General features: G+C 70.7%; 12 protein-coding genes and 1 tRNA gene. 9 read left to right on the forward strand and 4 right to left on the reverse strand.

What is annotated here, in order from left to right; all coding sequences use genetic code 11:
- Nucleotides 1-101 precede the first annotated feature (101 nt).
- The 5 genes from AC5L3C_RS22455 to AC5L3C_RS22475 all read left to right on the forward strand — a co-directional run bounded on the left by AC5L3C_RS22455 (nucleotide 102) and on the right by AC5L3C_RS22475 (nucleotide 5,647).
- Complete coding sequence (locus AC5L3C_RS22455) at nucleotides 102-581, forward strand: FtsB family cell division protein (protein ID WP_493650540.1); 480 nt, start codon at nucleotides 102-104, stop codon at nucleotides 579-581.
- Nucleotides 582-612: 31 nt separating this feature from the next.
- Nucleotides 613-1,200, forward strand: coding sequence for a DUF501 domain-containing protein (locus AC5L3C_RS22460; protein ID WP_493650541.1), 588 nt, complete (start codon nucleotides 613-615; stop codon nucleotides 1,198-1,200).
- The gene (locus tag AC5L3C_RS22465; RefSeq protein ID WP_493650542.1) at nucleotides 1,197-2,162 is read left to right on the forward strand and encodes a Ppx/GppA phosphatase family protein; all 966 of its coding nucleotides are present in this window, start codon (nucleotides 1,197-1,199) and stop codon (nucleotides 2,160-2,162) included. The genes AC5L3C_RS22460 and AC5L3C_RS22465 overlap by 4 nt, the downstream gene beginning before the upstream one ends.
- A 420-nt stretch (nucleotides 2,163-2,582) precedes the next feature.
- Nucleotides 2,583-3,974 (forward strand): NAD(P)/FAD-dependent oxidoreductase, encoded by a 1,392-nt coding sequence (locus AC5L3C_RS22470; protein ID WP_493650543.1) that lies wholly within the window; start codon nucleotides 2,583-2,585, stop codon nucleotides 3,972-3,974.
- A gap of 374 nt (nucleotides 3,975-4,348) precedes the next feature.
- Nucleotides 4,349-5,647: a class I SAM-dependent methyltransferase gene (locus tag AC5L3C_RS22475; RefSeq protein ID WP_493650544.1), complete on the forward strand. Its 1,299-nt coding sequence runs from the start codon at nucleotides 4,349-4,351 to the stop codon at nucleotides 5,645-5,647.
- 81 nt (nucleotides 5,648-5,728) lie between these two features.
- Here the strand turns inward: AC5L3C_RS22475 and AC5L3C_RS22480 are convergent, their stop codons facing one another.
- Nucleotides 5,729-8,257: an ABC transporter permease gene (locus tag AC5L3C_RS22480; protein ID WP_493650545.1), complete on the reverse strand. Its 2,529-nt coding sequence runs from the start codon at nucleotides 8,255-8,257 to the stop codon at nucleotides 5,729-5,731.
- Between the two features lie 68 nt (nucleotides 8,258-8,325).
- Nucleotides 8,326-9,096, reverse strand: a complete 771-nt coding sequence (locus AC5L3C_RS22485; RefSeq protein ID WP_493650547.1) for an ABC transporter ATP-binding protein — start codon at nucleotides 9,094-9,096, stop codon at nucleotides 8,326-8,328.
- A 390-nt stretch (nucleotides 9,097-9,486) separates the two neighbouring features.
- Between AC5L3C_RS22485 and AC5L3C_RS22490 the strand changes: the two genes are divergently transcribed.
- From AC5L3C_RS22490 to AC5L3C_RS22500, 3 genes are all read left to right on the forward strand, one after another.
- Nucleotides 9,487-9,573, forward strand: a tRNA-Leu gene (locus tag AC5L3C_RS22490).
- A gap of 116 nt (nucleotides 9,574-9,689) precedes the next feature.
- Nucleotides 9,690-10,865 (forward strand): 4-hydroxybenzoate 3-monooxygenase, encoded by a 1,176-nt coding sequence (locus tag AC5L3C_RS22495; RefSeq protein WP_493650548.1) that lies wholly within the window; start codon nucleotides 9,690-9,692, stop codon nucleotides 10,863-10,865.
- 227 nt (nucleotides 10,866-11,092) lie between these two features.
- Nucleotides 11,093-11,986, forward strand: a complete 894-nt coding sequence (locus AC5L3C_RS22500) for a Bax inhibitor-1/YccA family protein (protein ID WP_493650549.1) — start codon at nucleotides 11,093-11,095, stop codon at nucleotides 11,984-11,986.
- Nucleotides 11,987-12,070: 84 nt separating this feature from the next.
- On the opposite strand, the gene AC5L3C_RS22505 is transcribed toward AC5L3C_RS22500, so the two are convergent.
- Nucleotides 12,071-12,301, reverse strand: coding sequence for a DUF4287 domain-containing protein (locus AC5L3C_RS22505; protein WP_073888630.1), 231 nt, complete (start codon nucleotides 12,299-12,301; stop codon nucleotides 12,071-12,073).
- A 101-nt stretch (nucleotides 12,302-12,402) separates the two neighbouring features.
- Between AC5L3C_RS22505 and AC5L3C_RS22510 the strand changes: the two genes are divergently transcribed.
- Nucleotides 12,403-12,714, forward strand: a complete 312-nt coding sequence (locus tag AC5L3C_RS22510; protein ID WP_125506030.1) for a hypothetical protein — start codon at nucleotides 12,403-12,405, stop codon at nucleotides 12,712-12,714.
- 60 nt (nucleotides 12,715-12,774) lie between these two features.
- On the opposite strand, the gene AC5L3C_RS22515 is transcribed toward AC5L3C_RS22510, so the two are convergent.
- Nucleotides 12,775-13,566: a hypothetical protein gene (locus AC5L3C_RS22515; protein WP_493650550.1), complete on the reverse strand. Its 792-nt coding sequence runs from the start codon at nucleotides 13,564-13,566 to the stop codon at nucleotides 12,775-12,777.
- Between the last annotated feature and the right edge of the window lie 115 nt (nucleotides 13,567-13,681).

Here is a 13,681-nt window from a genome sequence, read left to right on the forward strand (position 1 = left end):
GCGCCCGTTCGCAGGCGGCGTCGTACGTACGTCCCCGTACTCGGTCCCGTACCGTGTGCGGGGACGTACGCGCGTGTGACGGTGGAACGAGAGGCGGGATCATGGCGGCGAAGGACCGGGACCGTTTCTCCACCGCGACCAGGATCCGGCTCATCGGCGAGCAGACCGCCGCCCGGGTCTACCGCTCGCAGACCCGCCGGCAGGCCCGCCGCTCCCGGCTGACCGGACGGGCGGCGCTGCTCGTGCTGGTGGTCTGCTCGCTGGTGGTGGCCCTGGCCTACCCCATGCGGCAGTACGTCTCCCAGCGGGCGGACGTCGCCGACCTCGAGCAGGAGCAGGAAGAGACCCGCCAGCGGGTCGAACGGCTGCGCGACATGAAGGCGCGCTGGCAGGACGACGCCTACGCCGAGCAGGAGATCCGCCGGCGCCTGCACTACGTCATGCCCGGCGAGACCGGCTACATCGTCGTCGACCAGGACCCGGACGGGGAGTCGCGTACGGACCTGGAGGCGGCCGACCGGCCCTGGTACTCGAACGTCTGGGACGGCGTCGACAAGTCCGACGCCGCAGCGACCCAGTGACCCTTTGCAGAAAGCCGTAGAAGAGACACAGATGGAAACCCCTCCGCCCACGACCCCGCGCACCGAGCCCACCGACGCGGACGTCGAGGCCTTCAAGCAGCAGTTGGGCCGGCCGCCGCGCGGGCTGCGCGCCATCGCCCACCGCTGCCCCTGCGGACAGCCGGACGTCGTGGAGACCGCGCCGAGACTGCCCGACGGCACCCCCTTCCCGACGCTGTACTACCTGACATGCCCGAGGGCGAACTCCGCGATCGGCACGCTGGAGGCCAACGGCGTGATGAAGGAGATGACGGAGCGGCTGGGCACCGACCCGGTGCTGGCGGCCGCGTACCGGGCGGCGCACGAGGACTACATCCGCCGCCGCGACGAGATCGAGGAGCTGAAGAACTTCCCGAGCGCGGGCGGCATGCCGGACCGGGTGAAGTGCCTGCACGTCCTGGTCGCCCACTCGCTGGCCGCAGGCCCCGGCGTCAACCCGCTGGGCGACGAGGCGCTGGCGATGCTGCCGCAGTGGTGGAGCAAGGGCCCCTGCGTGACCCTTCCCGGGACCGAGACGGAGACCGGGGCCGAGACGGAGACCGGGACCGAGGCCGGTACGGCGCGGGAGGAGGGCCGGTGACCCGGGTCGCCGCCATCGACTGCGGTACGAACTCCATCCGTCTCCTCGTGGCCGACGCCGATCCGGCGACGGGCGAACTGACGGACCTGGACCGGCGGATGACGATCGTGCGGCTCGGCCAGGGCGTCGACCGCACGGGCCGGCTGGCGCCGGAGGCGCTGGAGCGCACCTTCGCCGCCTGCCGCGAGTACGCGGAGATCATCAAGGAGCACGGCGCCGAGCGCCTCCGCTTCGTCGCCACCTCCGCCTCCCGCGACGCGGAGAACCGCGACGAGTTCGTGCGCGGGGTGCTGGACATCCTGGGGGTGGAACCCGAGGTCATCACCGGCGACCAGGAGGCCGAGTTCTCCTTCACCGGCGCCACCAAGGAGCTGACCGGGCGGGCCGACCTGCGCCGTCCGTTCCTGGTGGTGGACATCGGCGGCGGCTCGACCGAGTTCGTCGTCGGCGACGACCACGTGCGCGCCGCCCGCTCCGTGGACGTGGGCTGCGTACGGATGACCGAGCGGCACCTGGTGCACGACGGTGCCGTGACCGACCCGCCCGCCGAGCGGCAGATCGCGGCGATGCGCGCGGACATCGAGGCCGCCCTCGACCGCGCCGAGGAGACCGTCCCGCTGCGCGAGGCGCACACCCTGGTGGGCCTCGCGGGCTCGGTGACGACCGTGTCGGCGATCGCCCTGGACCTCCCCGCGTACGACTCCGCGGCCATCCACCACTCGCGCGTCTCCCTCGGCCGCGTCCGCGAGATCACCGAGTGGCTGCTGCGCTCCACCCACGCCGAGCGTGCCGCGGTGCCCTCCATGCACCCCGGCCGGGTCGACGTGATCGGCGCCGGGGCCCTGGTGCTGCTCGCGATCATGGAGCGGATCGGTGCGGAGGAGGTCGTGGTGTCGGAGCACGACATCCTCGACGGGATCGCCTGGTCCGTGACCCAGGTCTCTTTCGCTACTGACGAGTAGCACTCCGCTGAGCAGTCGGAATAGCGTTTGAGCGCCGCCCTGGGGCCCCTCGCGGGGCCCCTTCGGAGGGGTCGCCCGGGAAAGTTCGTGAAGTTCTTCACAAGGAAATGTCCCCGGTGGGGCGAAGAAGCGGCCCCGGCTGACCCGTTCGGGGCCGGGGTGCCTCATTGAACACGTTCAGAAGGTGCTGCGGGGCCTCGCGCGACCCTCTGCGGCGCCGGTCGGCCGACCGGTCTCACAGACCCCACTCGTCGACAGAGAGGCAGCTCACGCGCCCTTGACACTGCCTCGTGGGGTGCTCCGGATCCCTGTCCGAGCTGTGGTCTGGATCAAGAAGTGCGGGATGGTAACACAGGCCCCGCACGACCTTGTGAAGGGGCGCACGAGGTACCCCCCTGAGGCGGGTGGATACTCGATGGCATGAGCACCACGGAGCGTCCCAGGATCCTCGTAGTAGGCGGTGGGTACGTAGGCCTGTACGCAGCTCGGCGCATCCAGAAGAAGATGCGTTACGGCGAGGCGACCGTCACCGTCGTCGACCCGCGGTCGTACATGACCTACCAGCCCTTCCTCCCCGAAGCCGCCGCCGGCAGCATCTCCCCGCGGCACGTCGTCGTCCCGCTGCGACGCGTGCTCCCCAAGGCGGAGGTCCTCACCGGCCGGGTCACCACCATCGACCAGGACCGCAAGGTCGCCACGGTCGCCCCGCTGGTCGGCGAGGCGTACGAGCTGCCCTTCGACTACCTGATCATCGCGATGGGCGCCGTCTCCCGCACCTTCCCGATCCCGGGCCTGGCCGAGCAGGGCATCGGCATGAAGGGCATCGAGGAGGCCATCGGCCTGCGCAACCACGTCCTCGAGCAGCTCGACAAAGCTGACTCCACCACGGACGAGGAGATCCGGCGCAAGGCGCTCACCTTCGTCTTCGTGGGCGGTGGCTTCGCCGGCGCGGAGACCATCGGTGAGGTCGAGGACATGGCCCGGGACGCGGCCAAGTACTACACCAACGTCTCTCGCGAGGACATGCGCTTCGTCCTCGTCGACGCCGCCGACAAGATCCTCCCCGAGGTCGGTCCCAAGCTCGGCACGTACGGCAAGGAGCACCTCGAGAGCCGCGGCGTCGAGGTCTACCTGTCCACCTCGATGGACTCCTGCGTCGACGGCCACGTGGTGCTGAAGAACGGCCTCGAGGTCGACTCCAGCACCATCGTGTGGACGGCGGGCGTCAAGCCCAACCCGGCGCTGGCCCGCTTCGGCCTGCCGCTGGGTCCGCGTGGCCACGTCGACACCGAGCCGACGCTCCAGGTCAAGGGCACGGACTACATCTGGGCCGCGGGCGACAACGCCCAGGTCCCGGACCTCGTGGGCCGCAAGGCCGGCAACGAGAACGCCTGGTGCCCGCCGAACGCCCAGCACGCGCTGCGCCAGGCCAAGGTCCTCGGCGACAACGTGATCTCCGGCATGCGGGGCTTCCCGCAGAAGGAGTACAGCCACGCCAACAAGGGCGCGGTGGCGGGCCTCGGCCTGCACAAGGGCGTCGCGATGATCGTCGTCGGCAAGATGAAGATCAAGCTCAAGGGCCGTCTCGCCTGGTACATGCACCGCGCGTACCACGGCATGGCGATGCCGACGTTCAACCGCAAGATCCGCGTCTTCGCCGACTGGACGCTCGGCATGTTCCTCAAGCGCGAGGTCGTGTCCCTGGGCGCGATCGAGTCCCCGCGCGAGGAGTTCTACGAGGCGGCCAAGCCGGCGCCGGCGCCCGCGGCGGCCAAGCAGGAGCCGAAGAAGACCGAGGCCAAGGCCTCCTGACCTCCGGTCATCCCGGAAAGGGGCCGCCCGCCATCCGTGGTGCGGGCGGCCCCTTCTCCCTTTTCCCACGACCGCCCCTTTGCCACGACCGCCCACCCCGATCCCCCTGCGGGTGCTTTGTCAGCTCCCGAGCCGGGTGGCGGGTGGGCAAAGGCCGGGGGTCCAGGGGGCGGAGCCCCCTGGCCGGGGAGTACAGAGGGGCCCCCGCCCCACACACCGGCCCGTGCGACAACCCGCCCCGCCCGCGCAGCCCATACAGGTGCCGTTTCCTCGTTTTGCCCAGATGTGATGCGCGCCGGGGACTGCCAACGGCCGCCCCGGGTGTTTACGTGGTGAAGGACATTCCGGGATTCCCCGTCACGGAGGTGTACACCATGGCAGACGCCGCCCTACGGCTGAAGGGCATCCTCGAGCAACTGATCGGCGCGCCGCTCCCCGTCCGCATCCGCACCTGGGACGGCTCCCAGGCCGGTCCCCCCGACGCCCCGACCCTGGTCGTACGCAACCGGCGCGCCCTGCGCCACCTCCTGTGGAAGCCGGGCGAACTCGGCCTCGCCCGCGCCTGGGTGGCCGGCGACCTCACCATCGAGGGCGACCTCTACACCGCCCTGGACCACCTCGCGGGACTCATCTGGGAGCGCGACGAGGACGCCCGCCCCCTCACCCAGGCGCTGCGCGACCCCTCCTTCCGCTCCGCCGTCCGCGGACTGATCGCCCTCGCGGGCCACCCGCTGCCGCCCGCCCCGCCCCCGGAGGAGGCCCGCCGCCCCCGCCGCGGGCTGCACACCAAGCACACCGACAGACGCGCCATCAGCCACCACTACGACGTCGGCAACGACTTCTACGAGATCGTCCTCGGCCCGTCGATGGTGTACTCCTGCGCCTACTGGTCCGCCCCGCCCCCGCAGGGCACCCTCGAACAGGCCCAGCACTACAAGCTGGAACTGGTCTGCCGCAAGCTCGCCCTCGAGCCCGGACAGCGCCTGCTCGACGTCGGCTGCGGCTGGGGCTCCATGGCCATCCACGCCGCCCGTGAGCACGGCGTGAACGTCGTCGGCATCACCCTGTCCCAGGAGCAGGCGGCGTACGCCCGTAAGCGCATCGCCGACGAGGGCCTGACCGACCGCGTCGAGATCCGCGTACAGGACTACCGGGACGTCGCCGACGGGCCCTACGACGCCATCGCGTCCATCGGCATGGCCGAGCACGTCGGATCGGAGCGCTACCTGGAGTACGCCACCGTCCTGCACCGCCTCCTGCGGCCGGGCGGACGGCTGCTGAACCACCAGATCGCACGCCGCCCGCAGCGCGACGAGTCGGCGTACCAGGTGGACGACTTCATCGACGCCTACGTCTTCCCCGACGGCGAACTCTCCCCGCTCGGCACCACGGTGTCCCTGCTGGAGCGCTCCGGATTCGAGGTGCGCGACGTCGAGTCGCTCCGCGAGCACTACGCGCTCACCCTGCGCCGCTGGGTGGCGAACCTGGAGGCCGACTGGGCTCGCGCGGTGGCCCTCACCAGTCCGGGACGCGCCCGCGTCTGGCAGCTGTACATGGCCGCGTCCGCCCTCGCCTTCGAACGCAACCGCATCGGCGTCAACCAGGTCCTCGCCGTCCGTACCCCCGAGTCGGGCGCCGCCGGGCTCCCCCTGCGCGCCCGCACCTGGAACTGACGCACCCCCACGCGACCACGGGCCCCGTTCCACCAGGAACGGGGCCCGCGCCATCACCGCATCCGCATCCGCAGCCGCCGGCTACTCCGCCTTGATCGCCTGGAGCATGTTCATCCGGGCCGCCCGCCGGGCCGGCCACAGTGCCGCCAGCACACCCACCACGGCGGCCAGCGCCAGGAAGACCCCCATCCGGGCCCACGGCAGGACGAGTTCGTACGTCTCCATGCTCGACCCGACCAGCTCACCGGCCGCCCAGCCGAAGAACACGCCCAGGCCCAGGCCGAGCACCGCGCCGAACAGCGAGATCACCAGGGACTCCAGCCGGACCATCCGCTTGATGCCCTTGCGGTCCAGGCCGATCGCGCGCAGCATGCCGATCTCCTGGGAGCGCTCGAACACCGACATCGCCAGGGTGTTGATGACGCCGAGGACCGCCACGATCACCGCCATCGCCAGCAGTCCGTAGACCATGTTCAGGACCAGGGTGAACATCTGTGCGATCTCGTTGGACAGGTCCTGCTTGTCCTGGACCTTGATCACCGGGTTGTTGCCGAGGGCCTTCTCCAGCGTGTCCTTCGCCGCGTCGGAGGCGCCGTCGGCGGTCTTCACCATGACCATCATGTCGGCCGGCTCCGACAGGTGCGGGTCGACGACGGAGGTGTCGACCATGATGCCGCGCATCATCTCGTTGGCCTCGTAGACACCGGCGACGGTGACCTTCTGCTTCTTGTCGTCCCCGAAGGTGAGCGTGATGTCCGAACCGACCTTCAGGCCGTACGTCTTCGCGTCGTCCTCGTCCACGACGACCCGGTTGCCGCCGACCTCGAAGGCGCCCTCGACGACCGGGAACTCGGTCAGCTTCGCGATCGCGGCGCCGTTGACGCCGGTGATGTTGTCGTGCCGGCCGTCGATCCGGACGTAGGTGTTGCGCAGCGGGCTGACGGCGGTCACGTCGTCGGACTGCCTCAGCTCCTTCTCGACGTCGGGCGACAGGTTGTGCCCGTTGGCCATGGACACCATGTAGTCCGCCTCGATCGCGGAGGCCGCCATCTTGTCGATGGCCGTCTGCAGGCTGCCGGCCATCACCGTCATACCGGTGATCAGGGTGAGCCCGATCATCAGCGCGGACGCGGTGGCGGCGGTACGACGCGGGTTGCGCACCGAGTTCTGCCGGGCCAGCTTCCCGGAGACACCGAAGACGCGCAGTACCGGGGCAGCGGCGGCGATCAGCGGCCGGGACAGCAGCGGGGTCAGGATGAAGACACCGATGATCAGCAGGACGGCGCCGAGCCCCATCGGGGCCTGACCGTCGGTGCCGTCCATCGTCGTGGCCACGAGGACCACCGCGACACCGGCGGCCGAGACCAGCGAGCCCAGCGTGTTGCGCAGCACCAGCGACTTGGTGGTCGGCTGGGCGTGCAGCGCGCTCATCGCCGCCACCGGCGGGATCTTCGCGGCCCGGCGGCCGGGCAGCCACGCGGCGAGCATGGTCACGAGAATGCCGACCGCGAACGCGGACCCGACCGTGCCGGCGGTGATCACCAGCGGTCCCTCGGGCATGGGCGCGTCCAGCGTCCCCATCAGGGAGCGCAGTCCGGCGCCGATGCCGACACCCGTGGCGAGCCCGATGAGGGCGGCGACCGTGCCGACCACGAACGCCTCGATCAGCACCGACCGCGTGATCTGCCGCCGGGAGGCGCCGACCGCGCGCATCAGGGCCAGTTCCTTGGTGCGCTGGGCGACCAGCATGGTGAAGGTGTTGGCGATGATGAACGTACCGACGAAGAGCGCGATGCCGGCGAACACCAGCAGGCCCTGCTTCAGGCCGCTCATCGAGGAGGCGATCGCCTCGGCCTGGTCGTCGGCGAGCTTCGTGCCCGTGACGGTCTCCACCGCGTAGGAGCTCAGCGCGTCCTCCAGCTGCGTGCGCAGCTCGGTGTCGCTGACGCCGTCCTTCGCCTTGACGGCGATCTCGTCGAACGTGCCCGGCTCGGCGAGCAGCTTCTGCGCGGTCGGCGTGTCGAACAGGGTGAGGCTGCCGCCCGCAGCGACGTTGCCGTCGTCGGTGGTGAAGATGCCGGTGATCTTCGGCTCCAGGACCGGGCCGTCGACCGACATCCGTACGGTGTCGCCGACCTCGTAGCCGGTCCGCTTCGCCGTCTCGGAGTCGATGAGGATCTCGCCCTCGCCCTTCGGCGCGCGCCCGCTGACCAGCGGGAACCGGGGGTCGTCGGTCCCCCAGTAGTTGCCGCCCTCGGACTGGAAGCCGTTGCCGATCAGCTTGCCGTCCTTGTCGGCGAGCGCGGTGAAGCCCTTGACGGTGCCGATGGCCTGCGCGGCGCCGGGCACGTTGGCGCTGGCGTCGACGAGTTCACGGGTCAGCTTCTCGTACTCGCCCTCCTCGGCGCCCTCGCCCTCCTTCCACTCGCCGGTGACGGCGACGTCGACGTGATCGAAACCCTTGGCGGACTGCTTCTGCAGGGCCTGGGAGAGGCTGTTGGTGAAGACCAGGGTCCCCGACACGAAGGCCACGCCGAGCATCACGGCGAGGACGGTCATCAGGAGCCGGGCCTTGTGCGCGAGGACATTGCGCAAGGCGGTTCGGAACATGGGAGTCTTCTCGAGTCCAGACGTACGAGGGAGTGGGGAGGGGCGGGCGGCGCGGCCGGGCCGCGGTGTCAGCTGGTGCGGCCCTTGGCGTCGAACCGCTTCATCCGGTCGAGCACCGAGTCGGCCGTCGGCGCGTGCATCTCGTCCACGATCCTGCCGTCGGCGAGGAAGACCACACGGTCCGCGTAGGCGGCGGCGACCGGGTCGTGGGTCACCATCACCACCGTCTGCCCCAGCTCGCGCACGGAGTTGCGCAGGAAGCCCAGGACCTCGGCGCCGGAGCGGGAGTCGAGGTTTCCGGTGGGCTCGTCGCCGAAGATGATGTCGGGCCGCGAGGCCAGCGCCCGCGCCACGGCGACACGCTGCTGCTGGCCGCCGGACAGCTGGGCGGGCCGGTGGCCGAGCCGGTCCGCCAGCCCGATCATCCGGATCACGGTGTCCAGCCACTGCTTGTCCGGCTTGCGGCCGGCGATGTCCATCGGGAGCGTGATGTTCTCCAGGGCGGACAGCGTCGGAAGCAGGTTGAACGCCTGGAAGATGAAGCCGATCTTGTCCCGGCGCAACTTGGTCAGCTGCTTGTCCTTCAGCGAGCCAAGTTCGGTCTCGCCGATGCGTACGGAACCCGAGGAGAAGGTGTCGAGCCCGGCCACGCAGTGCATGAGCGTGGACTTGCCGGAGCCGGACGGCCCCATGATCGCGGTGAACTCGGCCTGGTGGAAACCGACGGAGACCCGGTCCAGGGCGACCACCTGGGTCTCGCCCTGGCCGTAGATCTTCGACAGCTCCGTGGCGCGCGCGGCCACGGCGGTGGCCCGGTCGGCGATGGGTGCGGTGGTCACGGGATGGATGCTCCTGTCGGGACGGTCGTGCTCTCGGGTACGGCGTCCATCGTTCCGCCCCTTTGCCGCCGTGTAGTCACCCGCTGCTCCGGTTCCGGAGGGCGACTCGGGACGGACCCCGGGTCGTGCCGTCATACCTGGGGATGACGGCACCACCTCGGCGGCCGTGCCGAGAACGGGTGGAGTGCCCTTGTTCGGACGGTGAAATTCCGTCATTCCGCATGCGTGGCGGGTCGTCAGCCGCGACGCTGGTGGCACGTGCTGACGGCGAGTTCCCGAGTCTGATGCCCCCTCAGGCGCCAGTAAAATAAGACAAGATCGGGCCATCCCGTCGCTGACGACGTGTAGGTCACCGATAGGCTCGGAGTCGCGAAGCGGAGCCCACGGCCTGCCCGGATGGTGGAATGCAGACACGGCGAGCTTAAACCTCGCTGCCCCTCAGAGGGCGTGCCGGTTCAAGTCCGGCTCCGGGCACCATCACGCTTTCCCCCTTCCCTGATCGCCGCCGCCCTGCGGCGTGCTCGCGTCGTCGTTGACACCGGGTGTATGCGGCTGGAAACTCGCGGGCGGTCGGGTGGCGAAGGGGGCGGGCGATGCGGACCTGTGTGGGGATCATCGGGGCGGGGCCGGCCGGGCTGGTGCTGGCGCGGTTGCTGCATCGGGCCGGGATCGGGGCGGTGGTGCTGGAGGCGCGGGACCGGGGGTACGTGGAGCAGCGGCAGCGGGCCGGGGTGCTGGAGCAGGGGACCGTGGATGTGCTGCGGGCCGCCGGGGCCGGGGCGCGGCTGGACCGGGAGGGACTGCGGCACGACGGGATCGAGCTGCGGTTCGAACGGCGGCGCCATCGCGTGGACTTCCCGGGGCTCACCGGCGGGCGGTCCGTGACGGTCTACGCGCAGACCGAGGTCTGCAAGGACCTCATCGCGCTCCAGCTGGACGAGGGCGGGCCGTTGCTCTTCGAGGCCGAGGCGGTGGCGGTCGAGGGTGTGGACACGGCGTCCCCGCGCATCCGGTTCCGGCACCAGGGGCGCGAGGACGTGCTGGAGTGCGACTATGTGGCCGGGTGCGACGGGTTCTGGGGAGTGTCGCGCTCCGCCGTCCCCGCCGGGGTCGGGCGTGTGTTCGAGCGGACGTATCCCTTCGGCTGGCTCGGCATCCTCGCCGATGTGCCGCCCTCCCACGACGAGCTGGTCTACGCCCGCCACGAGCGCGGCTTCGCCCTGCTGTCCATGCGCACCCCGGCCGTGTCCCGGCTCTACCTCCAGGTCCCCGAGGGGACCAAGGCGGAGGAGTGGGGCGAGGAGGAGATCTGGCGGGAGCTGGAGCTGCGGCTGGAGACCGCCGACGGCTGGCGGCTGCGGCGCGGGCCCGTCACCCAGAAGTCGGTCACCCCCATGCGCTCCTACGTCCACGAGCCCATGCGGTACGGCCGGCTCTTCCTCGCCGGGGACGCCGCCCACATCGTGCCGCCCACCGGGGCCAAAGGGCTGAATCTCGCCGTCGGGGACGCGGTGGTGCTCGCGCGGGCGCTGGCGCACGAGAAGGAGACCGGTTCGGCCGAACTGCTCGACACCTATTCCGCGACCTGCCTGCGCCGGGTCTGGCAGGCCGAGCGGTTCTCCTACGACATGACCGCCCTGCTGCACCGCGCCCCCGGCGCCACCGCCTTCGAGGACCGCCTCCAGCTCGCCCGCCTGGACCGTCTCACCTCCTCCCGCGCCGCGGAGACCGACCTCGCGGAGGCCTACACGGGGTTCCCGCTGGCGTAGGGCGGGATCACGTCGTGGGGCGGGATCAAGCGGATGATCTCCGGCCGGTTCCGGGCAGGTACCGGGTCGGTCATGGTTCGCTCCCCCGCGGTGAGGGGAATCACCCGTCCGCGTAGCGTGTTGCGCAGCACGACGAGGGAAAGATCCTCCCCAAGCATTAGGGTCATTCCTTTGCCTACCTATTACTCTTGAGCCAAGGCCGCGCCGTGTGGCCATGGAGGAGTGAAATGAGGAGCAGAAACCCGGTCTTCTCGCGACGGGGGTTCAGCCGCGACAACGGCTACGCGGGCTTCAACACCGCGCCGCAGGCCGGGGGTCCCGCTGTCGCCACGCAGGCCAACCCGTACGCGCAGCCGACGGGCAACCCGTACGCCCAGAACCCCTACGCGCAGCAGGACCTGCAGCACGGCGCCCCGCCGCAGGCCCCGGCCACCACCGGCCGGATGACGCTCGACGACGTCATCGTGCGCACGGCCGGCACGCTCGGCCTGCTCATCGTGACGGCCGCGCTCTCCTGGGCGCTGCTGCCGGTCGACGACGCCAACATCAGCCGGTCCTACGGCATCGGCATCGGTGCCGCGCTGATCGGCATGGTGCTGGCGCTGGTGCAGTCCTTCAAGCGCAAGCCCACGCCCGCGCTGATCCTGACGTACGCGGCGTTCGAGGGTGTCTTCCTCGGCGTCATCTCCAGCATCGTCGACAACCGCATCGCCGACGGTGCGGCCATGCAGGCCGTGCTCGGCACGATGGCGGTCTTCGCCGGTGTGCTGGTGGCCTACAAGGCGGGCTGGATCCGCGTCAACCGCCGCTTCTACGGCTTCGTGATGGCGGCCGCGCTCGGCTTCATCCTGCTGATGGCCGTGAACCTGCTGTTCGCCGTGTTCGGCGGCGGTGACGGCCTCGGCTTCCGCAGCGGCCCGCTCGGCATCGTCTTCGGCATCGTCGGCATCATCCTCGGCGCCTGCTTCCTCGCCCTGGACTTCAAGCAGGTCGAGGACGGCATCGCCTACGGTGCGCCGCGCGAGGAGGCCTGGTTCGCCGCCTTCGGCCTCACGCTGACGCTGGTGTGGATCTACATGGAGTTCCTGCGGCTCATCGCGATCTTCAACAGCAGCGACTGACCGCGGGCGGCGTCCCGCACGCCGCCGACGGCAAGGGCAAGGGCCCCGGTGTTCACCGGGGCCCTTCGTCCGTTCGCGCGCGCGTCAGAGCAGTTTGCGCGCTGCCCTCCTCAAGTCGTACTCGTGGACGATCGCCTTGGCGTGGCCGTACGCCAGGTCGTACTCGTGCCGGAGCCAGCTGACCTTCTCCTCGAAGCGGAAGAGCGACGGGCCTTCTTCGACGGTGCGCAGCCAGTCGGAGATCTCACGACCGGTGCAGTGGGGGATGCGGGCGAGCAGGTTGCGATGGGTCTCTTCGGAGAAGACTTGGGACATCGGCGCCTCCGGACGCTGGGATGTAAGCCGGTCCTTCAGGTCACCGTGCCTGAGCGTTCGCGCGTTGGCAACAGTCCTGCCGCGCCGCGTACCCTCACCGCGTGGTTGATACGACGCCCTTCACCCGTGCCGTGGATCATTTCGCCGACCGCCTGCGGGCCGCGCCGCAGAGCCGGTTGCAACGGGGCGGGGCCGCCGAAGCACTTGCCCTGGCCAGGGAGTTGGCACGGCGCACCCAGCTCGTCGAGGAGCCGGGCAGCGCGCCCCGCGAGATGCCCGACGCCGGCATGTTCGCCGCCGCCGACCAGATCACCGTCGCCGGACACGACCTGGCCCTCGTACTGAAGAACGACCAGGAGGTCGAGGAGGCCGTCCGGCTCGTGGAGGAGGCACGCGAACGCGCCGGGGTGTGACCCGGCGCGGAGGGGGCCCGAGGGGCGGGGGACTGTCAGGGCCTACAGCGCCTACAGCGCCTACAGGGACGCGATGACGCGGTCCGCCAGGATGTAGACGCTCTCCTCGCCGCACGAGAAGGTCAGCGTGTACGCCCCCGAGACGCCGGAACCGCCCAGCAGGAACGGGGTCTCACCCGCCCGCAGCGCCCCGGCCAGGCGCTCCGCGGTCTCGCGGTGGCCCGGCGTCATGCACAGCGTCGTCCCGTCGGCGAACACATAGACGTCCAGGGTGCCCAGCGGACCCGGGCGGACGTCGCTCAGCTCGGTGCGCTCGGCGGCCAGTTCCTCCAGGATGGACACGGTGCGCTCGTGGTCGTTCACGACCGGTGACGGGTGGGGTACGAAGTCCGGGTGGGAGGGGTGACGGCGGCGGGCCGCGGCCAGCTCGGGGGAGTCCCCGGCGTGCTCCTCGGGGGCGTCCGTACCGGCCGCGCCGGGCTCGCTCACCGGCTCCAGGCCCGCGAAATCGGCCTGCCGGGGCAGGAACAGCTCGCTGTCGGCCAGCCCGAGGAGGGTCGGCGCGTCCGCGCTGTCACGCGCCTCCTGGGCGGCCCAGAAGGCGCGCGCCTCAGCGAGCTCCCGCTCCCGTTCCTCGGCGAGGGCCTCGGCCACCGCGGCACGTATCTCGTCGGTGTCGGCCGCGCGGGCGGAGGGGACACGCGCGCGCGTGGCGGCGGCCTGCCGGCCGGCCAGCTCGGTATGCAGGGCAGCGACCTGTCGGCGCAGCACCAGGATGCTGCGCAGGACGGCGACGCCCACGGCGCCGGTGGCGGCCGTGGTGATCAGCAGGGCGATCGGCATGGCGCTCACTGACGTACTCCCGGTTCAAAGTCGACCCCCGACTTCCTACATCAGCTTGAAGGGTGGACTATCGATCTGTCAGTGCGTAACGTCACGAAACGGACAGTTCTTTGGGGGTGTCCCC

This window comes from Streptomyces speibonae (assembly GCF_984686075.1).

Bases quoted from the DNA above. Each gene is read 5' to 3' on its own strand.
- AC5L3C_RS22455 (WP_493650540.1), top strand. From the start codon at position 102: ATGGCGGCGAAGGACCGGGACCGTTTCTCCACCGCGACCAGGATCCGG.
- AC5L3C_RS22480 (WP_493650545.1), bottom strand. From the start codon at position 8,257: ATGTTCCGAACCGCCTTGCGCAATGTCCTCGCGCACAAGGCCCGGCTC.
- AC5L3C_RS22460 (WP_493650541.1), top strand. From the start codon at position 613: ATGGAAACCCCTCCGCCCACGACCCCGCGCACCGAGCCCACCGACGCG.
- AC5L3C_RS22475 (WP_493650544.1), top strand. From the start codon at position 4,349: ATGGCAGACGCCGCCCTACGGCTGAAGGGCATCCTCGAGCAACTGATC.
- AC5L3C_RS22470 (WP_493650543.1), top strand. From the start codon at position 2,583: ATGAGCACCACGGAGCGTCCCAGGATCCTCGTAGTAGGCGGTGGGTAC.
- AC5L3C_RS22500 (WP_493650549.1), top strand. From the start codon at position 11,093: ATGAGGAGCAGAAACCCGGTCTTCTCGCGACGGGGGTTCAGCCGCGAC.
- AC5L3C_RS22495 (WP_493650548.1), top strand. From the start codon at position 9,690: ATGCGGACCTGTGTGGGGATCATCGGGGCGGGGCCGGCCGGGCTGGTG.
- AC5L3C_RS22505 (WP_073888630.1), bottom strand. From the start codon at position 12,301: ATGTCCCAAGTCTTCTCCGAAGAGACCCATCGCAACCTGCTCGCCCGC.